The following is a 22,717-nucleotide window of genomic DNA, read 5'->3' on the forward strand; positions in this document are numbered from 1 at the left end:
GGGGGTCCCCAGTCGATTGTCAAACAATTTGTATGACAAGCAGACTAATAATTTGACGCGGCAAAGCGGCCTATGGCACGCTTGAGCACGTCAAGGACATCCGACGGGGCGTAGAGGCGCCCGGGGGAGGGCTCACATGGCAGCACAGGCAGAGGCAGAGCAGGAGCTCGACGAGTCGCTCTTCAGACGAGACGGTCTACCGCCGGTAGGGTCGCTTGTCCCCATGTCTCTCCAGCACGTCCTGGCCTCGTTTGCAGGTGTCATCACGCCGGCGATGATGATAGCCACCACCTGCGGATTCACCCAGGAGCAGGAGACGGCCATCATCCAGGTGGCACTCATCCTCTCGGCCATCGATACGTTGCTGCAGCAGTTCCCGCTCTTTGGTCGCATTGGTTCGGGCCTTCCCATCCTTACCGGTGTCTCGTTTGCCTTCCTGCCTGCGTTTCAGGCAGTGGGCGCGCAGTTTGGCTTCTCGGTGCTTCTCGGCGCCGAGCTCGTAGGCGGCATCGTTGCCATACTCTTTGGCATCTTCTACAGCAAGGTGCGTAGCCTCTTTCCGCCGCTGGTAACCGGTACCGTGATCTTCACCATCGGCGTCTCGCTGTATCCCACGGCAATCAAGTACATGGCTGGCGGCGCCGGTTCGGCAAACTTCGGTGGCATCTACAACTGGATTGTTGGCCTCATCACCTTTGCCGTTGTCTTTGCGCTCGCCAACTTTGGCAAGGGCGTGCTCAAGCTCGGCTCAATCTTCTTTGGCATCATTATTGGCTGCATCGTGGCCATCCCATTTGGCATGGTGGATGGCTCCGAGGTGCTGAGCGCCGGCTGGTTCTCGCTTCCACAGTTCATGCCCTACGCCATCGAGTTCAATCCGGCCGCCTGTATCACGCTCGGAGTGGTCTACATCATGGTCAACGTGCAGCTTATCGGCGACCTCTCCGCGGCATCCGCGGGCTCGATGGATCGCATGCCTACCGAGCGCGAGATTGGCGGCGCCATCAAGGCCCAAGGTATGGTGAGCATTATCTCGTCCTTCTTCGGCGGCCTTCCCACCTCGGCCTTTGGCCAGAACGTGGGTATCATCGTGAGCACCAAGGTCATCAACAAGTGGGTCTTTGGCGGCGCGGCGTTTGTGTTTCTCGCCGCGGGACTCTGCCCCAAGCTCTCGGCGCTCTTGCTCATGATCCCCCAGCCGGTCATTGGCGGCGCCACCATCAGCGTCTTTGGCACCATCACCCTGAACGGCATCCGAATCCTGGTGAAGGACGGCCTTACCCCACGTGCCTGCACCGTCTTTGGCATCTCGGTGGCATTTGGCATCGGCATCGCGCAGGTCTCCGGCTCGCTGGCCGGCCCTGGCATGCCCGAGTGGATCTCCACCATCTTTGGCACTTCGGCCATCACACCGTGCGCGGTTATGGCAATCATCCTGAACAGCGTCCTGCCGCCCGAGGACAACACGCCCGAGCAGCGCAACCTCAAGCCGCTCCGGAATGGCGGCAACGGCTCGAGTGACGAGAAGTAATTCCCCGTTGCACAACCTGCACCAAAAAGCTCGCCGCCCCGCAGGATTGCCTGCGGGGCAGCGTCGATGAGACAAAGGGACTGTCCCTTTGTCTCATTTTTGTCTCATCCGTCCCGTCCAAAGGCTGCGACCGACCTTTTGCCGGCGGGGCGACAATAGCCCTTGCAATGTGTCCCGGAAGTGGTGTAATTGGTGTGCTAACAAAAAGTTTGGCAGTAAGACAGTTTTTCTTTTTCTAGTCCATTGGGCGCCGGGGTCGGCGCGTAGAGAGGGGAGCACCATGGAGCCTAAGTTCAAGTGGGTCACCAATCACATGCCCAAGAGCGAGGACAAGAACCTGCAGGTCATGAGCTTGGAGAACGTTGCCAAGGCCCGCGCGTTCCACAAGAGCTTTCCGCAGTACTCCGTGACTCCGCTCGCCAACCTCTCCGGCATGGCCAGCCGCCTTGGCCTGGGCGGTCTCTACGTGAAGGACGAGAGCTACCGCTTTGGCCTCAATGCGTTCAAGGTGCTCGGCGGCTCCTTTGCCATGGCGCGCTACATCGCCGAGGAGACCGGCCGCGACGTGGCGGACTGCGACTTTGACTACCTCACGTCCGACCAGCTCGAGCACGACTTTGGCCACGCGACCTTCTTCACCGCAACCGATGGCAACCACGGTCGCGGCGTGGCATGGGCTGCCCACCGCCTGCACCAGAACGCTGTGGTGCACATGCCCAAGGGCTCCACGAAGACCCGCTTCGACAACATCGCCAAGGAGGGCGCCAAGGTCACGATCGAGGAGCTCAACTACGACGACTGCGTGCGCCTTGCTGCCAAGGAGGCCGAGCAGACCGAGCATGGCGTGATCGTGCAGGACACCGCGTGGGAGGGCTACACCAAGATTCCGTCGTGGATTATGCAGGGCTACGGCACCATGGCCGCCGAGGCCGCGGACCAGCTGCGCCAGCTTGAGGTCAACCGTCCTACTCACGTCTTTGTCCAGGCTGGCGTGGGCTCGCTCGCAAGCTCCATGGTCGGCTTCTTCTCCAACCTCTTCCCGAGCAACCCGCCCAAGTTCGTGATCATGGAGGCCGGCGCCGCCGACTGCCTCTACCAGGGCGCCGTTGCCGCGGATGGCAACCCGCGCATCGTGGGTGGCGACCTCCAGACCATCATGGCCGGCCTCGCCTGCGGCGAGCCCAACACCATTGGCTGGGACATCCTGCGCAACCACGCGGACGCCTTCGTGAGCTGCCCCGACTGGGTCTCCTCCAAGGGTATGCGCATGCTTGCCGCGCCCGTGAAGGGTGACCCCGCGGTCACCTCTGGCGAGTCCGGTGCCGTGGGCATGGGCGTCATCTCCACGCTCATGACCGATCCGGCCTACGCTGAGCTGCGCGAGGCACTCGAGCTTGGTCCCGACTCCCAGGTGCTTCTCTTCTCGACCGAGGGCGACACTGATCCCGTTCGCTACCGCCAGATCGTCTGGGACGGCGCGTGGCAGAGCGCGGACGCCGAGTAGGGCCACCTCAGCGCCTGAGGGCGTCATTGCAAAGGACGAGCCCTGCCTCCCAGGGCTACAGCGGCCGGTGCGCGCAAGCGTGCCGGCCGCGTCCTTCTCGATGCTAGGATTGTCCGTACGAGATAACCAAGTCTGGATGCGGAGGGCGCGATGGCCAATCTCTACCTCGTTGAGGATGACCCCAGCGTGCGCGAGCAGCTGTCGGTACTTCTCTCAAACGCTGGTCACCACGTCCAGTGCGCCACCCACTTTGACCACCTGGTCGAGGACATCACTGCCGCCTCGCCCGATGCCGTAGTGCTTGACCTGGGCCTTCCTGGAACCGACGGCCAGTACGTGGCTCGTGCCCTCAGGCAGAGGAGCGACGTTCCCATCATGGTGCTCACCAGCCGCACCTCCGAGCTTGACGAGCTCATGAGCCTCTCGATGGGCGCCGATGACTTTGTGGCCAAGTCCGCAAACCCGCAGCTCATCCTTGTGCACCTTGAGGCGCTGCTGCGCCGCAGACAGCCGAGCAAGGCTTCCCGTGTCAGCGCGGGTGGCCTGAGCCTCGACGTGGTGCGCGCAGAGGCAAGCTACGGCGGCAAGACCGTCGAGCTCTCCCGCAATGAGCTGCGCATTCTCGAGTGCCTCATGCGCCAGCCGGGCGCCATTGTCTCTCGCGAGGACCTCATGGAGGCTCTCTGGGCAACCGACGCCTTTGTGGACGACAACACCCTTACGGTCAACGTCACCCGCCTGCGCCAGGCGCTTGGAAAGGTGGGACTGCCGCACGCCATCACAACGCATCGCGGCATGGGCTACTCGCTGCGGGTCGATAACGTATGAGCCCTCTTACGTACCTTCGCAGCCACGCGCTGCGGCTAGTCTGCTCCGTGGCAGTGGTTGCCCTGCTCGCCGTCATGCTGCCTATGGTTGGCGTGGAGACGGGCGCTACTCAACTCGTGGTGCTTCTCGTTGCTGTGCTTGAACTGGTGAGCATTGTGTGGGAGTGGCTGCGCGAGCGCTCGTTTATGCGGGGACTTGCGCGGCTGGCCGAGGGTGAGGGCGACGTGCTCGATGCCGTCGACACCCTGCCGGAGCCCAGCTACCCCGAGGGCGAGCTTGCTTGGGATGCGCTGCAGAGCGTGGCCCAGGCCTCGCACCGAAAGGGTGCCGAGCTTGCGGAGGAGATGCAGGACTATCGCCGCTACGTCGAGCTTTGGGTCCACGAGATTAAGACTCCGCTTGCCGCGATGAACCTCACGCTGGCAAACAGCCGCGGCGAGGACGCTCGGTCCCTCTCGCGCGAGGTTGCCCGCGTGGAGGCGGACGTGGAGAACGCCCTCTACTATGCGCGCAGCACCTCGGTGGCCGAGGACTACCTCCTGCGCCGCTGCAATCTGGCCGACCTGGTGCGTGAGGCCGTGAAGTCCCGCGCGCGTTCTCTCATCGAGGCGCATATGGCCGTTGACCTGGGCGTCCTTGAAGGCGAGAATGACCTCTGGGTCTTCTGCGACCCTAAGTGGATGGTCTTCATCTTGGGACAGCTCATCGACAACGCCGTGCGCTACCGCGCCGTGCCCGAGCACGACGGGCGAGAGGCGCGACTGAGCTTCTCGGCACGCGTCGAGGGTGCCGGCAGCGCCAGCGAGCGCGTGGTGCTCAACGTGGCCGACAATGGGTGCGGAATCTCCGAGGCGGACCTTGGCCGCATCTTCGAACGCGGCTTTACCGGCACCAATGGCCGGTCGCACGAGCGCTCTACCGGCATGGGGCTCTACCTTGTGCGGACGCTCTGCGAGAAGATGGGCCTTGCCGTGGGGGCCACAAGCGCCGTAGGCGTTGGCACGACCATGAGTATCGCCTTTCCCAGGGAGCGGTCGCGCGTCGTATAGCAGGCGCTTCTCGTGCCGTGCGAGACATGACACAAACGTAAGGTTGTGTCACGGCAATCGATGGCAGCCCAGACGGCTGCGGTCCACCATGTATCTCGCAATCACAAGGCGGGCGGCCGCAACGGCCCACCTGCACCAACACGAGAAGGAGCCACACATGGCACGCCATATGGACAGCGACAGCGCGAGCATGGCCCACGGCGCCCCGGCGCCCGTGCTCGAGGTGCGCGACGTGACGAAGACCTACGGCGGTCACAGCGCCACCACGCACGCACTTAACGGCATCAACCTTACCATTGCGGCGGGGGAGTTCGTCGCCCTCATGGGCCCCTCGGGCTCGGGCAAGTCCACGCTGCTCAACTGCATTGCCACGATCGACGCGCCCACCTCGGGCACCATCATGCTTGCGGGGACGAACGTCTCGCGCATCTCCCGCTCGCGCCTGGCGGACTTTCGCCGAGAGAAGCTCGGGTTCATCTTCCAGGACTCCAACCTGCTGGACAGCCTTACCGCGCGCGAGAACATCTCGCTGCCGCTGACCATTGGGCGCGTGCCCGCCGCACAGATTGAGGCCGACGTGGTTGCGGCAGCCACCTCGCTGGGCATCGAGGAGGTGCTCGACAAGTATCCCTATCAGATGTCCGGCGGACAGCGCCAGCGCGTTGCCGCCGCGCGTGCCCTAGTCACCAACCCGGAGCTGGTGCTGGCCGACGAGCCCACCGGCGCCCTTGACTCCAAGAACGCCAAGCTCCTGCTCGAGAGCCTTGAGTCAATCAACCAGTCGAGAGGTGCCACCGTCCTCATGGTTACCCACGACGAGACCGCCGCGAGCTACTGCCGCCGCGTGCTCTTCATTCGTGACGGGCGTGTCTTCACCGAGCTCGACCGCGGCAGCGACTCCCGTCACGCCTTCTTCGAGCGGATCATGCAGGTTGTGGCCGTGCAGGGAGGGGTCGACGATGCTCGCTAAGCTTGCCTTTGGCAACATGCGCAAGCTCCTGCATGACTATGCCGTGTACTTCCTCACGCTCGTGCTGGGCGTGGCCGTGTTCTATGCGTTCAACACCATGAGCATCCAGGGCGACTTTCTCCGCGGCGACGTGGGCGAGACGCTCAGCCAGGTGGGACAGATCCTCGATGGGCTTACCGTCTTTCTCGCCGTGATCCTTGGCTTTCTCATGGTGTACGCGAACAACTTCCTCATGCGCAGGCGCAAGAAGGAGCTTGGCCTCTACCAGGTGTTGGGTATGCGTACGGGGCAGGTGAACGTGGTTCTTGCGCTGGAAACGCTGCTGGTGGCCGCAGTCTCGTTTGGCGTGGGCATTGCCCTGGGGGTGCTTGTCTCGCAGGTCCTGCTCTTTGTCACGGCTCGCATGTTTGCGACGACCGTCCAGCATTTCTCGTTCTTCTTCTCAACGGACGCGTTTATGCTCACCCTGGTGTGCTTTGGCGTGATCTTTGTTGTGATGATGCTCTTCAACTGGATAACGCTGCGCCGCGTGAGGCTCATCGACCTCATGAGCTCTGCGCGACAGAACGAGAAGCAGTTTGTGCGCAGGCTGCCGCTCTCCATTGTGTTGACGGCGGCGGGCCTTGTGCTCATGGGCGTTGCGTACTGGCGCCTTATCAGGGACGGATTCCCCATGGATAACTCCATGCAGGGGGGCTTCATTATCACCACCGTCATGGTCGCAGTAGGCACGTTCGTCTTCTTCTATGGCCTTGCAGGCACGCTTACCGCGCTGCTCACGCACATGAGGGGCTTCTATTGGCGCGATCTCCACATGTTCACGACGCGACAGATTGCCTCTCGCGTGAACACCACCGCGCTCTCCATGGGGGTCATTGCGCTCATACTCTTCCTTGCCATGACGGCCATGACCACGGGCATGAGCATCTGCAACACCCTCAACGCCATGGCCGAGAAGGGAACCCCCTACAGCGCGTCGATCTCGGTGCTCCCGACGGACCCCGTTGCGGACCCCATAGACCTTGAGGCAGAGGTTGCAAAGGTGGGCGTCGACCTCTCTGCGGTGGGAAGCCACGCCACGGTGAGAATTGCCGTTGTCCCGTCCGAGCTCGAGGGCGACACCTCGACCCTCCAGCGCATCTCGGAACTTACTGGGGAGACCATCCCCAAGGGGTTCGAGCACGCCATGGTTGGTGAGGTCGTGAGCCTGTCCGACTTCAACGCCGTCCGTGCGCTGCTGGGAATGGAGCCCGTATCGCTGGATGAGGGCCAGTACCTCCTGCTCTGCAACATGGACCAGGTCGAGCCATTTGTGAACGGGGGGCTTGAGAAGGGCTTCTCTGTCACGGTGGGTGCGGCCACGCTCACGCCCGCTCGTACCACGGTGATCGACGACGCCTCAGCAGTGCTCCAGGACAACGGCCTGGGGGCCAATCCCGGCACGTTTGTAGTGGCAGATGACCTGGCGGCGAGCTTGCCCACGTACCAGCAGGTGGTTGACGTTATGTACGCTGGCCCCACCGAGGAGGGCGACGCCGCGCTCAAGGGGTTGGAGGAGAGACTGGGCGATAGCCTGGGCGAGCGATCGGCGCTTACGACCGTCGACACCGTCACGAGTGTGCTTGCCGATGGCACAACCACAACGGGGCTCATCTCGTACATGGCCATCTACATTGGATTTGTGCTGGTCATTGCCTGCGCCGCCATTCTCGCCATCCAGCAGCTCTCCAACGCGAGCGATTCTGCGGGCAGCTATCGCACCCTCTCTGAGCTGGGGTGCTCCGAGCGTCTAATCTTTGGGTCGCTGCGGGCGCAGGTGGCCATTGCCTTCGTGCTGCCGCTTGCCGTGGGGCTCTCACACTCGCTCTGCGCAATCAGCGTGGTGAACGAGCTGGTGAGTGCCTTTGGGTACAGCGACGCGCTTGACGGGATGACCCTGGGGCTGGTGCTGTTTGCGCTGGTGTACGGCGGGTACCTGGCACTTACGTACCGGATGGCCCACGGAATCGTGCGCTCCGCCGTGCGCACCACGCGCCGCGCGCTGTAGGGGAGGGTGTCTTCTCGCCTGGCGCCGGGCGCCGTGCGGGGCCAACGCGCGGGGCGCGGGGCGCCCAAGGGTCCCTTTTCGACGAGAAAGCCGCTGGAACCTTCCTTCGGGCGTCATTTTGACGCCCGAAGGGCCGTTTTCGCAGCAAGTGCGTACAACCCTCGCTCCGGCGCCGTTTTCTTGCCGGAAGGCGCATTTTTGCAGGTCGATGTATCTCCTTACGCGAACGGAATACGTCATGGAACTCTTGCTTGCCATCACCGTATTTGCCGTCATCGTACCCGTGGGCCTGATGGCTCTCGTCTTCAGGATTTCCGCGGGGATCGTCGGATGGGTCTTTGGCGCGGGCTGTTCGGTTGCGCCGGTGCTTCTCGTCCTGGTGCAGTGCCTTGCCCTTGGTTGACGGTGAGGTTCCGGGCCCTGTTTGCCCTTCTCTGCGGAGAATAGCTCCTTTTCTTAAACGGTCGCCGCGTTTCCGCAGGTCGGCGATTTTCGTTTTAAGAAATGGAGCTAAACTCCGACGAGCGGGCTCTTACCGGCCTCCGCCGGGGGACGGCAGCGACCGCACGGCTACTCTGCTGGTCCCTCTCGCACGAGCCACGTACCTGCTCTTGCGCTGCCTTCTCTCTTTAGAAATCCCTTGTCTTTCAGTTGTGCCACGAGGCGCTCTGCGCTTCTCTGCGAGCATCCCATCTCTTGTGCGAGCGATGGGATAGTTCCGCGAGGGTTCCTCTTGAAGAAGTCAAGAGCGACGCTCGTCTCGGTCTGAGGCTTGCTCGCCGTTCTCGCAAACGGAAGCATGGCGTCGCGAATACACTCGAGCATGAGCTCCACAAAGATCTCGCTTGACCCCTCCGCGTCGGATTGTGCGAGGGCAGCGTAGTAGTCTGCCTGCCGTCTTCTGATGGTGCTCTCAATGGGGAGCCAGGCTAGCACCGGCCTCCATCTGGAAAGGAGGAGGGTGTGCCAGAGCCTGCCCGTTCTGCCGTTTCCATCGGAGAAGGGATGGCAGAACTCGAACTCAAAGTGAAAGACGCAGGAGGCAAGAAGGGGATGCATGGACGTTGACCCCAGCCAGTCGAAGATGTCTTTCATTACCTGCGGCACATACTTTGCGGGCGTGCCCGTATGGATGAGATTTTCGCCGTCAAATACCCCCACATTGCCTGAGCGGAATCGACCGGCCTCGGGAACAAGCCCTTCCATCATGGTGCGGTGGGCAAGAAGAAGGTCATCGAGGGAGAGCGGATTGAGTTCTGGAATGAGGTCGTATGCGCGCTTGGCATTTTCCACCTCGAGGATGTCATGCTTGTCGCCAAGAACGCGCCTGCCGTCGAGAATTGCGGTCACCGCTCCCTCGTCGAGCCCGTTTCCTTCGATGAGAAGCGAGGAATGGATGGTCTTAATCCTAAGCTCACGATGCAAGGTAGGGCTTTTTGCGAGCGGTGCCTGCGGGGAGAGGGAACCGACAAGCTCCGCAATCTCCATGCAGAGTGAATCGATGTTGTCGTTGCGCTCGAATGGCGGCTCGTACGGCATCCTGGCCTCCTCTTTACCGCCAAGATTATACCGCCAATGGCGGTAATCGTTGTGGCACGGTGTCGCCGGGTGCTACGCCGCTGCGCCCGGCGGTACTCGGTGCTGACCCTTGCGCGGAGAATAGCTCCTTTTCTTAATCGCCGGCCGCGTTTCCGCAGGTCGGCGATTTTCGTTTTAAGAAATGGGCTAAACTCGGGCGAGAGTCCAACAAACTTGGTTACAAAGCTGGGTGCGGCTTCCGCTAACGCGGCACAACAACGTACAATGAAACGCACAAGTGTCGACCACACCCTAACGAAGGGATTTGCCATGGCTTGCTTTGTCGTACCCGCCGCCGAGGGCGCCGCTGTGAAGGTCATCGAGCAGAAGGCCAAGAAGAGCGGCGAGAACACCGAGGCATGCGCCCGCCGTGTCGAGCGTCTCGGCTGGCTCTCCAAGATGCTCTGGGGCGGCAGCGCCCTTCTCGCCTTTGAGCACGTCTGGCATGGCGAGGTCGTGCCGTTCTTCCCGTTCCTTTCTGCCATGGCCACGCCTGCGGACGCTGCGGCGATGCTTGGCGAGATGGCGACGACCGGCGTCGCGATGGCCGTCGTGGTGACCGCCGCCTGGGGTGGCCTGTGCGCCGTCGCGAACGCGATTGAGCAGCGCGCTGCCTCCGAGCAGGCCCCGGCGCTTGAGGTGTAGCCGATGACGCTTGCCATCACCGTCCTGGTGGCCGTCGCCTTCACGCTTGTGTGGTACTTGCGCCGCGACGACGACCTCTGCCTGGGTCTGCCGTGCCTCATGTTCTGGGGCGCGTCGCTCATGTGGCTGGTCGACGCGGTGGCCGAGTATCTTCAGGAGGGCGTGGCCATCTTCCAGCCGTCTGGCGAGCAACTATCCAACGACGCGTTCCTCGGTGTTTGCGTGGTTGCTCTTGGGCTGGTCATCTGGGTTGTGACGCTTCTGGTGAAAGACCCGCGCGGACGCGTGCGCGCGGCGGTGACACACCAGCAGCAGTAGCGCTGCCGAGAAGAACGTGGGGCCCTGGCCCCGGCGGCATCTTGTCGCCGGGGCCTTTGCGTGGTGCGGGGTCCGTCTCGGCCTGCTGAACTCGCCGACCGCCTGCGCGGGCCGCCGTCCCCGCCGCGTGGGCCGCCGTCCCCGCCGCACTCGCCGTTCCCCGCCGACTGCCTCGAGGGAAACCTGCGGCTTAGTAGAAGTCGCGAGCGGGGCCTGTCGAGAAGAACCGCAGGTAGATGGCCCGGCCCTTCTCGGCGCACTGCTATTAACCCGCAGGTTTGGCCGGGGACGCCCCCAACGCCCCTTCGCGGGCCTCCCGCCGCCACACATTCGTCTCGCGAACCTGTACCGTCCTGTGCGGGATACGCAATCGGGTCCGAATGTGTAGCGCCCCGCCCCGAGCCGCCCCGCCCCGAGGCGCGTCGCTCTCCGCACCTACAGCATGATGTCGAGACAGAACGTTCCATCCTCTGCCCGCGCAACCAGCGTGCCGCCGTACCGCTCTGCTATCGCGCGCATTGAGCGCATGCCAAACCCGTGGTTGGCCTTGTCGGCCTTTGTCGTCTGCGGCAGGCCGTCTTCAAAGGTGGGTTGGGCGCCCAGGTCGTAGTAGTTCTCGACGCTTATCGACGTAACGCCCATCGTACGGCGCACTACCACGGAAATCGACCGCCGGCTCGCCCAGCGAGCAGCATCGACGGCGTTGTCCAGGGCGTTGCCAAAGAGCGCGTAGATGTCTGCCGGCGCCATGAAGTCGAGTGCCGAGCCGTCTGCCACGCAGGTGAGCGTGATGCCCTCGCGCTGGCATACCAGACTCTTCTCGGTAAGTATCGTATCCAGCGCCTCGTTGCCCGTGCGAACTGCCGCATCGTACACGTCGACCTCACGTGCGACGTCTGCTAACGCGGTCGGATCAACCACGGCACCCCCGTTTGCCAGCGCTCGTATCTGATGGCGCAGGTCGTGGCACTTGATGTTGATTGCCTCGATACTCTCGCGGCTCTGCTCGTACTGGCGCTCGCGCTCGGCGAGCACGCGCTCGGTGGTATCCCGCTCGGAGGCAAGCTTGCGGTTAACCAGCAGCTCGTACTCCATCCACACGGTGAAGACGCAGATAAACCCATGGACAAGCCGAAGGAGCACCGCGTAGGCAACGGGGATGCCCATCTCGCAGAGGCCCTTGATCACCAGGTCAAACCCTATGACCATGAGAATGACCACGGCCATCATCGTGATCATCGACCGGTCGCTTACCTGCTCTAGTCCGCGCTTGCTCAGCCTACGTGTGACTAGCGGGTAGGCAATGGCATAGGTCCCAAGCGTGACCAGCCACGTGAGCAGGGCAAACGTGCTTAGGGGCGTTTCGCGCGAAAGAGCTGCTGCCGGGCCTGTTCCCTCAACAAACAGCCAGATGAACTCACCCAAGCCAGAGGCTAGGTTCTGTATCGCGTACCCAGCGGAGCAGCAGAAGAGCGCCGTCCATATGGAGGCGTCAAACAGGTAGGTCACCGCAAATGAGCAGGCAACAAGCAGGGCCGAGAAAAGCATTACTTCGACGACATACGTCTGCGAGCGTGACAGAGCTGGGGATGCGATTCCTGCAGACAAGACCAGTGCAATCGCGAAGACGAGAAGGAGCGCGATAACCAGCATACGCCGTGCGAAGTGCTCGCGCGGGGTTAGCGCTCCCGCAAAGAGGGCTATCCCCAAGGCAACGCGCACGAGTAGACCAGTCATGCTGAGTACTGCGGGCAACAGCTGCTCCATCATGCGCTCCGTCCAACGTAAGCGGCAAGGCGCTCGAGCGCTGCCTTTCGCTGTGACCTGCTGTAGAAGAGCTCCGTTCCGTCCGACATGACCACCGAAGTCGAGCGTATCCGTGCTACCTGCGCCATGTTGATCACGCAGCTGGCGGCAATCTTGAGGAAGCCCTTGTCGGCCAGCTCCTCTGCGACTTTGGCGATTGTTCCTCGCACGCGCAGCGGGTTATTCTCGCCGGCAAGGTGATAGTGCAGGTCATGCTTCATGATGTCGATGTAGAGAACGTCCTCGAGTCGCACCACGCGAATGCCGTCTTGAGTGGGAATGGCCACGGTGCCCTTGGACGTCCGCTTGACCAGGCGCATGGCGCGGTCCATGCGAAGCGAGAAGTCATCGTACTGGACGGGCTTCACCATGAAGTCGAGGGCATCTACCTGGTATCCCTTGATGGCGTACTGTGCCAGGTTGGTCACAAACACTAGCGGTGTCTGCTCGTCGTAGCCACGAAGAATCTGCGCCGCCTCCATGCCGTTGATGCCTGGAAGGTCTATGTCCATGAAGATGAGGTCTGCCGGGTGGCTTCCGTTCACGAACTCCACCGCCGAGGAGAGTACGGTCACGGCAAACGAGAGACCCCTCTCTGCTGCATAGCGGTCTAGATGCCCTCGAAGGACGTCCGCCTCTGCGGGGGAGTCTTCCACGATAAGAATTCGGTATGCCACGGTTGCCTCCCAACTAAGTCGTGGCCCTCACCCGATTATGACAGCAGCCCCCAGTCTGCGGGGGTCCTGACCATCATGGGACCATCTAGCGGAACTCCCACCGCGATCATGCGGCGGGAAGGCAAGATCCCAGGGGAAAGGGGAGAGATGGCAGACGAGAAGGACAAGCCGACAAAACCGACCAAGCCGGTAAAGCGTCCCAAGAAGGCGCTGTTTGTGATCATGTGCATCCTGTCGGTGCTCGTGGTTGCGGTGACACTTGTGGTGGGAGTTGTGGCGTCTCCGTACTTTGACCTTGTGACAACGTTTACAACGAAGCCGGATATGGCATCAACCGAGGTCCAGCAGGCAAGCCAGGCCACGCGCGATATCACCGAGGAGGTGGAGGCGGAAGGCGTCACGCTGCTCAAGAACGAGAATGACGCCCTGCCGCTCGAGGGCGTGACCAAGGTGAACGTGTTTGGCTCGACCGCAGACAACAACTTCAGCTATGGCGGGACGGGCTCCGGATCTGGCGACACCAGCAAGAACGTGACCTTCTACCAGGGGCTTGAGGATGCGGGCCTCTCCGTGAACCCCAACCTCAAGCAGTTCTACGATGAGAATGCCATCTCTGCCCAAGACATGGGCCTCGTTGGCACGGACTGGAACCTCTACGAGCTGCCGCAGTCCAGCTACACCCAGGACGTCATCGACGACGCCAAGGCGTACTCGGATACAGCGATCGTGGTTCTCACCCGCAAGGGCGGCGAAGGTTTTGACCTTCCCACGGACATGGCCGCCTATGAGGGCTCCGAGGCCGGCCGCAGCTACCTTGAGCTTTCGCCCAACGAGGAGGACCTTCTCGCCATGGTCGAGGGGAACTTTGACCGCGTAATCGTGGTGCTCAATAGTCCTAACGCTATGGAGCTTGGCTTTGTTGACGCCCCCCAGGTGGACGCGGCCCTGTGGGTGGGCACGCCTGGCGCTACGGGCTGCGAGGCCATTGGCAAGGTACTCACCGGTGCCGTGAACCCCAGCGGTCGCACCGTGGACACCTTCCCATACGATGTTGAGAGCGCCCCAAGTTACTACAACTTTGGTGCACACGATTACTCAAATGTGCAGCACACCAACCAGTCCATGTTCGCTGGCTCTGGCGACGCGACTGCCGGCACGGAGAACGTCCACTTTGTGGACTACGTCGAGGGCATCTACGTGGGCTACCGCTACTACGAGACCGCCGCGGCAGATGGCTACATCGACTACGACGCAACGGTTCAGTACCCGTTTGGCTACGGCCTCTCGTATACCACCTTCGACGAGAAGATCGCGGACTTCTCGGACGACGGCACCACCATCACGATGACCGTCGACGTGACCAACACCGGTGACGTTGCGGGCAAGGACGTTGTCGAGGCCTACTACAGCGCACCCTACACGCCCGGCGGCATCGAGAAGAGCGCCGTTGTTCTCGCCGGCTTTGACAAGACAAAACTGCTTGAGCCTGGGGAGACCCAGACGCTCAAGATCAGCTGGACGCACGAGGACATGGCCAGCTACGACTACACTGGCGTCAAGGCCAAGGGCGGCGCCTACGTCCTGGAGGCCGGCGACTACCAGGTGAGCCTGCGTCGCAACTCTCACGACGTGGTGGATACCCGTACGGTGACCATCGACCGTGACTACATCTACAACGACGCCAACGACGGTGCCCGCTCCTCTGACGGCGTGGCTGCAACCAACCAGTTTGACGACGTGAGCTTTGACGGCGGCGTCACGTACCTCTCGCGTGCGGATTGGGCCGGCACCTTCCCCACGATGGCCCCTGCCGAGAAGGAGGCCCCTGCCGAAATCAAGGACGCGCTGGACAACCCCGCGCCAGTCGAGAACCCTGACGTCGACGACGTGACCTATGGCGCGAAGAACGGCCTTACCCTGGCCGACATGACCGGCCTGAGCTATGACGACCCCCAGTGGGACAAGCTCCTCGACCAGATGACGCTTAACGAGCAGAAGATGCTCGTCTCCAACGGCGGCTGGATGACCTTCTCGGCCAAGAGCGTGGGCAAGCCCGCGATTGTCGAGTGCGACGGTCCCAATGGCGTGAACAACATCATGGCGAGCTACAACGGCACGCAGCTCACGGGCCAGAGCGTGCTTGGCTACACCTGGAACAAGGAGCTTGCGCAGCGCGTGGGCGAGCTGTTTGCCCAGGAGGCAACGGCGCTCAAGGTCGGCGGCCTGTACGCCCCCGGTGCCGACACGCACCGCTCGCCCTTTGGCGGCCGCAACTACGAGTACGTGAGCGAGGACGGTCTGCTCACCGGCGAGATCGTTGCTGCCGAGGTCCGCGGCATCCAGTCGCAGGGCGTGTACTGCTACGTCAAGCACTTTGCCCTGAACGACCAGGAGACGCACCGCGGCGATGCCGGCGGCCTTGTGACCTGGGCAAACGAGCAGTCCATGCGCGAGATCTACCTGCGCCCGTTCGAGATTGCCGTGAAGGACGGCGGCACCATGGCGATAATGAGCTCCTACAACCGCCTGGGCACCACGCCCACTGCCGAGAGCCACGCGCTGCTCACCCAGGTGCTGAGGAACGAGTGGGGCTTCCGCGGGTCCGTCGTGACGGACTGCATACTGTCCGCTGATACTGTGAACATCAACCGCGGGCTGCGCGCGGGCAATGACCTCTACCTGGCGTTCATGCAGAACAATATGCTCACCAGCGACACGCTGGAAACGGCAGCCGGGCACCAGGCGCTGCGTAACGCTTGCCACAACATCTTCTATACCGAGGCGAACTCCTCGAGCACGTTTACGGTGGGGATGTTTGGGCAGAGTCCGCTAATCACCGCGGTTGAGGTTGTGCTTGCGGCAATCATTGCCCTGCTGGGCACGTACTTCGTGCGTCGCCACATGAAGATGAAGCGCTGGCGCGCCCAGCAGCAGTAGCGCTGCCGAGAAGAACGTGGAGCCTAGGCCCCGGCGGCATCTTGTCGCCGGGGCCCTTTCGTGGCGCGGGGTCCGTCTCGCCCAGCTGAACTCGCCGACCGCCTGCGCGGGCCGTCCCCCGCCGCGTGTGCCGTCCCCCGCCGACTGCCCCGAGGGAAACCTGCGGCTTAGTAGAAGTCGCGAGCGGGGCCTGTCGAGAAGGACCGCAGGTAGATGGCCCGGCCCTTCTCGGCGCACTGCTATTAACCCGCAGGTTTGGCCGGGGACGCCCCCAACGCCCCTTCGCGGGCTGCAACCTGTCTCGTGCCGCGGCCCGCTCCGATTCCCGAGCGGGGAAGCACCCTTCGCACCCACCGTCTACCGCGTCAAAAAGACCGTCTGCGAGAAAAGTGAACAGTTTGCCAAAGGCCCTTGAATTCCCTCTCGCACGTGCTTTAATAAGGTCAACCAAACAAAAAGTTTGGTAAGCAGACTTATTGTTTATGGTGCTAAGTCAGCAAGAACGTTGCTCGATGCGAGGAGGACCCAATGAAGGAACTCGACTACGACAAGATCAAGGAAGCGGCGAAGGCCTACAACGCGGACATGACCGCGTTCCTGCGCGCCATGATCTCCCACCCCAGCGAGTCCTGCGAGGAGGGCGACGTTGTGGCCTGCATCAAGGCCGAGATGGAGAAGCTCGGCTTTGACGAGGTCAAGGTCGACGGTCTCGGCAACGTGATGGGCTTCATGGGCACGGGCGACAAGATCATCGCCATCGACGGCCACATCGACACCGTGGGCATTGGCAACCGCGACAACTGGGACTTCGACCCTTACGAGGGCTTTGAGGACGACCAGCTCATCGGAGGCCGTGGCGGCTCCGACCAGGAGGGCGGAGTTGCCTCCGCTACCTACGCGGCCAAGATGATGAAGGACATGGACCTCATCCCCGAGGGCTACAAGATCATGGTCGTGGGCACCGTCCAGGAAGAGGACTGCGACGGCATGTGCTGGCAGTACATCTACAACGTCGATGGCATCAAGCCCGAGTTCGTCATCTCCACCGAGCCCACCGATGGCGGCATCTACCGTGGTCACCGCGGCCGCATGGAGATCCGCGTCGACGTGAAGGGCGTCTCCTGCCACGGCTCCGCGCCCGAGCGCGGCGACAACGCCATCTACAAGATGGCCGACATCATCAACGACGTCCGCGCCCTCAACAACAACGGCTGCGACGAGTCCACCTCCATCAAGGGCCTCGTCAAGATGCTCGATCCCAAGTACAACCCCGAGCACTACGAGGACGCCCGCTTCCTGGGCCGCGGCACCTGCACCGTCTCCCAGATCTTCTACACCAGCCCCTCGCGCTGCGCCGTGGCTGACTCCTGCGCCATCTCCATCGACCGCCGCATGACCGCCGGCGAGACCTACGAGTCCTGCCTCGAGGAGGTCCGCAACCTCCCCGCCGTCAAGAAGTACGGCGACGACGTGAAGGTCTCCATGTACATGTACGACCGTCCCAGCTGGACCGGCGAGGTCTACGAGACCGAGGCCTACTTCCCCACGTGGATCAACAAGGAGAGCGCGCCGCACGTCAAGGCACTGGTCGACGCCCACAAGGCCCTCTTTGGCGACAAGCGCATCGGCTGCGAGAAGTCCATGGACAAGCGTGAGGGCAGGCCTCTGTGCGACAAGTGGACCTTCTCCACGAACTGCGTCTCCATCCAGGGCCGCTATGGCATCCCCTGCGTTGGCTTTGGCCCCGGCGCCGAGTCCCAGGCGCACGCGCCCAACGAGGTCACCTACAAGCAGGACCTCTCCACCTGCGCCGCGCTCTACGTTGCGGCCGTGAACCTCTACGACCCCAGCCAGGCCACCGGCGATGCCACCGAGTTCCGCGCCAGCCTCACCGGCAACGACATCAAGTAATTAACTGCGTCCCGGTCGCGGCGCACCGCTGCGACCGGGTCCTCTGCACGTAGACCCAGCGGTCACCGGGAAGACCCAGTCACGCGTATCAAAGAAAGGGAAACGAATGGACGCCACGTTCCAGAACTACCTCGACCAGCTCGAGAAGCTCGACTACTCCAAGATGTACAACAGCGACTTCCTGCACACGTGGGACAAGACCACCGACGAGCTCCGCGCCCTCTACCTGGTCGCCGATGCCCTTCGCAACCTGCGCGAGCGCAACATCTCCACGCGCATCTTCGACTCGGGCCTCGCGGTCTCCAACTTCCGCGACAACTCCACCCGCACGCGCTTCTCGTTTGCCTCCGGCACCAACATGCTGGGCCTGCAGCTCCAGGACCTCGACGAGTCCAAGTCGCAGATTGCCCACGGCGAGACCGTGCGCGAGACCGCCACGATGATCAGCTTCATGGCTGACGTCATCGGCATCCGCGACGACAAGTTCATCGGCGAGGGTGACGCGTACATGAAGGAGGTCGCGGAGTCCGTGGCGCAGTCCTACGCCGACGGCATCCTCGACCACCGTCCCACGCTCGTCTCGCTGCAGTCCGACTCCGATCACCCCACGCAGTCTTCGGCTGACCTGCTCTACCTCATCAACGAGTTTGGTGGTCTCGACAACCTCAAGGGCAAGAAGGTCGCCGTCACCTGGGCCTATAGCCCCTCCTACGGCAAGCCCCTCTCCTGCCCGCAGTCGCTCATCATGCTGCTCACCCGCTTTGGCATGAACGTCACCCTGGCTCACCCCGAGGGCTACGACCTCATGCCCGAGCTGGTCAAGCAGGCCGGCGTCTACGCTCAGGAGTCTGGCGCCACGTTCACCCAGGCCCACTCCATGGAGGAGGCCTTCGAGGGCGCTGACATCGTGATCCCCAAGAGCTGGGCTCCTTACGCGGCCATGGAGAAGCGCACCAAGCTCTACGCCGCCGGCGACTCCGAGGGTATCGACACCCTGGAGAAGGAGCTTCTTGCCCAGAACGCCACCCACATGGACTGGCACTGCACGCCCGAGCTCATGACCAAGACCGCAAACGGGATGGACACCATCTACATGCACCCGCTGCCGGCCGACATCGAGGGCGTCTCCTGCGAGCACGGCGAGGTTGCCAACGAGGTCTTTGAGGCCCACCGCGATGGCCTGTACAAGGAGGCCAGCTACAAGCCGTACGCAGTGGCAGCCATGATCTTCCTGCAGAAGGCCAAGGATCCTGTTGCCATGCTCAAGGAGCTCGAGCAGCGCGGCCGCAGCCGCTGGCTCGAGGCCTAAAGCCGGGTATCGGGGCGACTGGCGCAGTACCCACAAGGGAACGCGCGGGCTGGTCGGGCCGAGCCGGTGAGCTCGGTTGGCCGGCCCGCGCTCTTTTTCACACGAACACGACTAGGGGAGAACGGAGAGGAACGCATGGGCAAGAGAATCGTCGTCGCACTGGGCGGCAACGCGTTGGGGAAGAACCTGCCAGAGCAGATGGCGGCCGTGAAGCACACGTCCAAGGCCATCGTCGACCTTATTGCCGAGGGCAACGAGGTTATCGTGGCGCACGGCAACGGACCGCAGGTGGGCATGATCCAGGAGGCCATGACCCAGCTCACACGCTCTGATCCCGAGAAGTACATCCCCTGCCCGCTTTCGGTCTGCGTTGCCATGAGCCAGGGCTACATTGGCTACGACCTCCAGAACGCCATCCGCGAGGAGCTGGCCAACCGCGACATCCACCACGGCGTGACCACGGTGCTCACTCAGGTCGAGGTCGACCCAAACGACCCTGCCTTCGAGCACCCCACCAAGCCTATTGGTGCCTTCATGACCAAGGAGGAGGCCGACCGTATGGTGGCCGAGCGCGGCTACACGGTGGTCGAGGACTCCGGCCGCGGCTGGCGCCGTGTGGTCGCAAGCCCCAAGCCCCAGGCCATCGTCGAGCTTGACACCATCCGCTCGCTGGTCGAGGCCGACCACGTGGTTATTGCTTGCGGTGGCGGCGGCATTCCCGTCTACCACACCGAGGGCCACCACCTGAAGGGCGCTGCTGCCGTCATCGACAAGGACTTTGCCGCAGCCCGCCTTGCCGAGCAGCTTGATGCCGACGCGCTTGTCATCCTCACGGCCGTCGAGAAGGTCGCCATCCACTTTGGCAAGCCCGACCAGACCGAGCTTGACGAGCTCACGCCCGAGACTGCCCAGCGCTATATTGACGCGGGCGAGTTTGCGCCCGGCTCGATGCTGCCCAAGGTCCAGGCGGCGCTGCAGTTTGCACAGTCCGGCTCCGGACGTATGTCGCTCATCACCGAGCTCGACCGTGCGGCGGACGGTATTGCCGGCAAGACTGGTACCATCGTCCGTGGGTAGCATGTAGACATCGCAACGGCAATGCGCACGAGGTGAGGGCCATGGAACCACGGGTATTCTCGTTCCTCATTGATGAGGATGGCGGGCGCTTCTTTGGCCCGGGTCCCATGGCCCTGCTCGCTGGCGTTCGCGAGACGGGTAGTCTTTCTGCCTCCGCCAAGGCCATGGACATGAGTTACACCAAGGCCATGCGCATTCTGCATGATGCCGAGCGTGCCCTGGGATGCTCTCTTACCGTGCGCTCAATTGGTGGCGAAAAGGGCGGGAGCTCGAGCCTTACGCCCGAGGGGGAGGACTTCCTCCATCGCTACGAGGCGTGGCGACAAGGCGTTACCGCTGCGGCAAACGTGGGCTTCTCGGCAGCGTTTGCCGGCGTTGCTGGGGTGCCCAGGCTGGGCTGCGTGGTCATGGCAAACGGCGAGGCTACGCGCTTTGGCAGGCAAAAGCTCGTGGAGCCGCTGCGTGGCCGGGCGGTGGTCTCGCACACGCTTGACGCACTGGTGTCACCGCGCCTGGACGTGGTGGTCTCCACAAGGTGGAATCGCGTCCGAGCTGTGTGCGAGGCCAGGCATGTGGCCTGCGCGGAGCCTGCGGGGGCGCTCCAGAGCCAGACCGTCCATGCAGGTGTCAAGGCGCTGGGCACGCGCGCGGGCTACCTCTTTGTGCAGGGCGACCAGCCGCTGCTCTCTGGCGCGAGTGTCGAGGCCCTGCTCGACGAGTTTGCCGCACATCCTGACTGCGTGGCGCGCCTCGCGTGGCAGGGCAAGCCAGGGAGCCCCGTGATCTTTCCGGGCTACCTGGCAGACGCACTTCTCGGCCTCGAGGGAGACGTGGGTGGAGGCGAGCTGCTGCGTAGGAATCCAGACCTTGCTGCTGCCACGCGGCTCGTCGAGGCGCGCTACCCGGCCGAGCTAGATGACATTGACACCCCATCCGACCTCGAGCGGGTTGCCAGCGAGCTGGTGGCTGTGCGCGAGGCCATAGAATCCGGGCAGGACATATGGCCCGCTGCGGGCGAGAAGGACAGCGCCCCCGGCGAGCTGGGCTCTTCTCTGTAAGGGGATGGTTGTATGGTCGCACAGGCACGCAAGGTCCTGAGGCACGGCCAGCTGGTCACGCCGAAGGGAGTCTTTCTCGGCGACGTGGTCATCGAGGGCGCCAAGATCGCGGACGTTGTTCCCGGTGGCGTCGACGAGGCGCAGCTTGCGGACGCTGAGGTCTTCGACGCCACGGGCTGCTGGGTCTACCCGGGCTTCATTGATGCGCACACACACATGCAGTGCTGGACGGGCATGGACTGGACCGCTGACAGCTTCGAGACGGGCACGCGCGCCGCGGCCTGCGGCGGTACCACAACCATCGTGGACTACGCCACGCAGGACAAAGGCATGACCCTTCACCAGGCGCTCGACGAGTGGCACAAGCGCGCCGATGGAACCTGCACGGCTAACTATGCCTTCCACATGGCCATCGCAGACTGGAACGACCATACCCGCGAGGAGATCGCGGACATGCGCGAAGCGGGCATCACTTCGTTCAAGACGTACTTTGCTTACGATCACCTGCGCCTGGATGATGCCCAGACCATGGAGGTGCTCGAGGCCATCAAGCCCTTCGATGGCATTCTCTGCGTGCACTGCGAGAACGGCACGCTTGTCAACGAGCTGCAGCGCAGGGTGCTTGCCGAGGGCATCACAGGGCCCGAGGGGCACCCGCTGAGCCGCCCTGCCGAGTGCGAGGCCGAGGCCATCAGCCGCCTGATGTACCTCTCCGAGCTTACGGGCGCTCGCGTGAACGTGGTGCACTGCTCTACGCGCCTGGGCCTTGAGCAGGTGCGTGCTGCCCGCGAGCGCGGCGTGCGCGTGTCGCTCGAGACCTGCCCGCAGTACCTGCTGCTGGACGATACCCGCTACCTGGAGCAGGGCGAGGACGGCTTTGCCGGCGCCAAGTACGTGATGAGCCCGCCGCTGCGCAAGCCCACGGACATCGCGGCGTTGCGCGAGGCCGTGGCAGACGGCGAGGTGGACCAGATCTCGACCGACCACTGCTCGTTTAATCTGCATGGCCAGAAGGATCGCGGCCGTGGCGACTTCACCAAGATCCCCAACGGGGGACCTGGCGTTGAGCACAGGCCGGCGCTCATCATGACAACGTTCGAGGGGCAGCTTGGTCCCATGGACTATCTGCACCTGCTCTCCGAGGGCCAGGCGCGCGTGTTTGGCATGTACCCGCGCAAAGGCGCGCTTGCCGCTGGCTCCGACGCGGACATCTGCGTGTGGGATCCCTCGGCGCGCTGGACCATCAGCGCGGCCAACCAGCACCAGGCCGTCGACTACACCACCTACGAGGGCTTTGAGGCGCACGGGCGCGCCAAGCTCGTCTTTGTGAACGGCACGCTTGCCGTGCGCGACGGCGAGCCCACGGGCGAGAAGCCCGGCCGCTACGTGGCCCGCTAGGGCCGTGCGCGCCGCGGGCAGCGAGCTCCGCGGGTTTCTCGGCCCCGTTTTCTCATCCATAGGTCGTCCGCGTT

General features: G+C 63.2%; 18 protein-coding genes. 15 read left to right on the forward strand and 3 right to left on the reverse strand.

Annotated elements, in window-relative coordinates; all coding sequences use genetic code 11:
* The first annotated feature begins 136 nt into the window (after window positions 1-136).
* The 7 genes from AUL39_RS02045 to AUL39_RS11175 all read left to right on the forward strand — a co-directional run bounded on the left by AUL39_RS02045 (window position 137) and on the right by AUL39_RS11175 (window position 8,332).
* Entirely contained in the window at window positions 137-1,531 is a 1,395-nt protein-coding gene (locus AUL39_RS02045) for a uracil-xanthine permease family protein (protein WP_059053085.1), read from the forward strand.
* A gap of 280 nt (window positions 1,532-1,811) precedes the next feature.
* The gene (dpaL, locus tag AUL39_RS02050) at window positions 1,812-3,035 is read left to right on the forward strand and encodes a diaminopropionate ammonia-lyase (protein ID WP_059053087.1); all 1,224 of its coding nucleotides are present in this window, start codon (window positions 1,812-1,814) and stop codon (window positions 3,033-3,035) included.
* Window positions 3,036-3,185: 150 nt separating this feature from the next.
* Window positions 3,186-3,863, forward strand: a complete 678-nt coding sequence (locus tag AUL39_RS02055) for a response regulator transcription factor (RefSeq protein WP_059053089.1) — start codon at window positions 3,186-3,188, stop codon at window positions 3,861-3,863.
* A complete protein-coding gene (locus AUL39_RS02060; protein ID WP_059053092.1) occupies window positions 3,860-4,912 on the forward strand; it encodes a sensor histidine kinase in 1,053 nt (350 codons plus the stop codon). Before AUL39_RS02055 ends, AUL39_RS02060 begins: the two co-directional genes overlap by 4 nt.
* 157 nt (window positions 4,913-5,069) lie before the next feature.
* The gene (locus tag AUL39_RS02065; protein ID WP_153001534.1) at window positions 5,070-5,882 is read left to right on the forward strand and encodes an ABC transporter ATP-binding protein; all 813 of its coding nucleotides are present in this window, start codon (window positions 5,070-5,072) and stop codon (window positions 5,880-5,882) included.
* Window positions 5,872-7,929 (forward strand): FtsX-like permease family protein, encoded by a 2,058-nt coding sequence (locus tag AUL39_RS02070; protein ID WP_059053095.1) that lies wholly within the window; start codon window positions 5,872-5,874, stop codon window positions 7,927-7,929. Before AUL39_RS02065 ends, AUL39_RS02070 begins: the two co-directional genes overlap by 11 nt.
* Window positions 7,930-8,167: 238 nt before the next feature.
* A complete protein-coding gene (locus AUL39_RS11175; protein ID WP_160327006.1) occupies window positions 8,168-8,332 on the forward strand; it encodes a hypothetical protein in 165 nt (54 codons plus the stop codon).
* 167 nt (window positions 8,333-8,499) lie between these two features.
* On the opposite strand, the gene AUL39_RS02075 is transcribed toward AUL39_RS11175, so the two are convergent.
* The gene (locus AUL39_RS02075) at window positions 8,500-9,468 is read right to left on the reverse strand and encodes a Fic family protein (RefSeq protein WP_059053097.1); all 969 of its coding nucleotides are present in this window, start codon (window positions 9,466-9,468) and stop codon (window positions 8,500-8,502) included.
* 264 nt (window positions 9,469-9,732) lie between these two features.
* Between AUL39_RS02075 and AUL39_RS02080 the strand changes: the two genes are divergently transcribed.
* Together AUL39_RS02080 and AUL39_RS02085 are read left to right on the forward strand one after the other, a co-directional pair.
* A complete protein-coding gene (locus AUL39_RS02080; protein WP_235810726.1) occupies window positions 9,733-10,152 on the forward strand; it encodes a hypothetical protein in 420 nt (139 codons plus the stop codon).
* Between the two features lie 3 nt (window positions 10,153-10,155).
* A complete protein-coding gene (locus tag AUL39_RS02085) occupies window positions 10,156-10,470 on the forward strand; it encodes a hypothetical protein (protein ID WP_059053101.1) in 315 nt (104 codons plus the stop codon).
* A 435-nt stretch (window positions 10,471-10,905) separates the two neighbouring features.
* Here AUL39_RS02085 and AUL39_RS02090 read toward each other — a convergent pair whose 3' ends face one another.
* Both AUL39_RS02090 and AUL39_RS02095 read right to left on the reverse strand, forming a co-directional pair.
* The gene (locus AUL39_RS02090) at window positions 10,906-12,207 is read right to left on the reverse strand and encodes an ATP-binding protein (RefSeq protein WP_160327007.1); all 1,302 of its coding nucleotides are present in this window, start codon (window positions 12,205-12,207) and stop codon (window positions 10,906-10,908) included.
* A gap of 29 nt (window positions 12,208-12,236) precedes the next feature.
* Window positions 12,237-12,953: a LytR/AlgR family response regulator transcription factor gene (locus AUL39_RS02095; RefSeq protein WP_059053106.1), complete on the reverse strand. Its 717-nt coding sequence runs from the start codon at window positions 12,951-12,953 to the stop codon at window positions 12,237-12,239.
* A gap of 147 nt (window positions 12,954-13,100) precedes the next feature.
* Between AUL39_RS02095 and AUL39_RS02100 the strand changes: the two genes are divergently transcribed.
* The 6 genes from AUL39_RS02100 to hydA all read left to right on the forward strand — a co-directional run bounded on the left by AUL39_RS02100 (window position 13,101) and on the right by hydA (window position 22,643).
* Window positions 13,101-15,890, forward strand: coding sequence for a beta-glucosidase (locus tag AUL39_RS02100; RefSeq protein WP_059053109.1), 2,790 nt, complete (start codon window positions 13,101-13,103; stop codon window positions 15,888-15,890).
* A 528-nt stretch (window positions 15,891-16,418) separates the two neighbouring features.
* Window positions 16,419-17,801, forward strand: coding sequence for a YgeY family selenium metabolism-linked hydrolase (locus tag AUL39_RS02105; protein WP_059053112.1), 1,383 nt, complete (start codon window positions 16,419-16,421; stop codon window positions 17,799-17,801).
* A 106-nt stretch (window positions 17,802-17,907) separates the two neighbouring features.
* Window positions 17,908-19,110 (forward strand): knotted carbamoyltransferase YgeW, encoded by a 1,203-nt coding sequence (gene ygeW, locus AUL39_RS02110; protein ID WP_059053115.1) that lies wholly within the window; start codon window positions 17,908-17,910, stop codon window positions 19,108-19,110.
* A 135-nt stretch (window positions 19,111-19,245) separates the two neighbouring features.
* Window positions 19,246-20,187 carry a carbamate kinase gene (gene arcC / locus AUL39_RS02115; protein ID WP_059053117.1) on the forward strand — a complete coding sequence of 314 codons (942 nt, stop codon included), beginning with the start codon at window positions 19,246-19,248 and terminating at the stop codon, window positions 20,185-20,187.
* A gap of 41 nt (window positions 20,188-20,228) precedes the next feature.
* Window positions 20,229-21,245: an NTP transferase domain-containing protein gene (locus AUL39_RS02120; RefSeq protein WP_059053118.1), complete on the forward strand. Its 1,017-nt coding sequence runs from the start codon at window positions 20,229-20,231 to the stop codon at window positions 21,243-21,245.
* Between the two features lie 12 nt (window positions 21,246-21,257).
* Window positions 21,258-22,643: a dihydropyrimidinase gene (gene hydA, locus AUL39_RS02125; protein ID WP_059053119.1), complete on the forward strand. Its 1,386-nt coding sequence runs from the start codon at window positions 21,258-21,260 to the stop codon at window positions 22,641-22,643.
* The last annotated feature ends 74 nt before the right edge of the window (window positions 22,644-22,717 follow it).

The organism is Tractidigestivibacter scatoligenes, from assembly GCF_001494635.1.
GTDB classification, from domain to species: Bacteria; Actinomycetota; Coriobacteriia; order Coriobacteriales; family Atopobiaceae; genus Tractidigestivibacter; species Tractidigestivibacter scatoligenes.

Excerpts from the sequence above, each read along its gene's own strand:
- AUL39_RS02085 (WP_059053101.1), top strand. The coding sequence starts at position 10,156 with ATGACGCTTGCCATCACCGTCCTGGTGGCCGTCGCCTTCACGCTTGTG.
- AUL39_RS02075 (WP_059053097.1), bottom strand. The coding sequence starts at position 9,468 with ATGCCGTACGAGCCGCCATTCGAGCGCAACGACAACATCGATTCACTC.
- AUL39_RS02105 (WP_059053112.1), top strand. The coding sequence starts at position 16,419 with ATGAAGGAACTCGACTACGACAAGATCAAGGAAGCGGCGAAGGCCTAC.
- AUL39_RS02080 (WP_235810726.1), top strand. The coding sequence starts at position 9,733 with ATGAAACGCACAAGTGTCGACCACACCCTAACGAAGGGATTTGCCATG.
- ygeW (WP_059053115.1), top strand. The coding sequence starts at position 17,908 with ATGGACGCCACGTTCCAGAACTACCTCGACCAGCTCGAGAAGCTCGAC.
- AUL39_RS02090 (WP_160327007.1), bottom strand. The coding sequence starts at position 12,207 with ATGACTGGTCTACTCGTGCGCGTTGCCTTGGGGATAGCCCTCTTTGCG.
- arcC (WP_059053117.1), top strand. The coding sequence starts at position 19,246 with ATGGGCAAGAGAATCGTCGTCGCACTGGGCGGCAACGCGTTGGGGAAG.
- AUL39_RS02065 (WP_153001534.1), top strand. The coding sequence starts at position 5,070 with ATGGCACGCCATATGGACAGCGACAGCGCGAGCATGGCCCACGGCGCC.
- hydA (WP_059053119.1), top strand. The coding sequence starts at position 21,258 with ATGGTCGCACAGGCACGCAAGGTCCTGAGGCACGGCCAGCTGGTCACG.
- AUL39_RS02120 (WP_059053118.1), top strand. The coding sequence starts at position 20,229 with ATGGAACCACGGGTATTCTCGTTCCTCATTGATGAGGATGGCGGGCGC.
- AUL39_RS02045 (WP_059053085.1), top strand. The coding sequence starts at position 137 with ATGGCAGCACAGGCAGAGGCAGAGCAGGAGCTCGACGAGTCGCTCTTC.
- dpaL (WP_059053087.1), top strand. The coding sequence starts at position 1,812 with ATGGAGCCTAAGTTCAAGTGGGTCACCAATCACATGCCCAAGAGCGAG.
- AUL39_RS02060 (WP_059053092.1), top strand. The coding sequence starts at position 3,860 with ATGAGCCCTCTTACGTACCTTCGCAGCCACGCGCTGCGGCTAGTCTGC.
- AUL39_RS11175 (WP_160327006.1), top strand. The coding sequence starts at position 8,168 with ATGGAACTCTTGCTTGCCATCACCGTATTTGCCGTCATCGTACCCGTG.
- AUL39_RS02055 (WP_059053089.1), top strand. The coding sequence starts at position 3,186 with ATGGCCAATCTCTACCTCGTTGAGGATGACCCCAGCGTGCGCGAGCAG.
- AUL39_RS02100 (WP_059053109.1), top strand. The coding sequence starts at position 13,101 with ATGGCAGACGAGAAGGACAAGCCGACAAAACCGACCAAGCCGGTAAAG.
- AUL39_RS02070 (WP_059053095.1), top strand. The coding sequence starts at position 5,872 with ATGCTCGCTAAGCTTGCCTTTGGCAACATGCGCAAGCTCCTGCATGAC.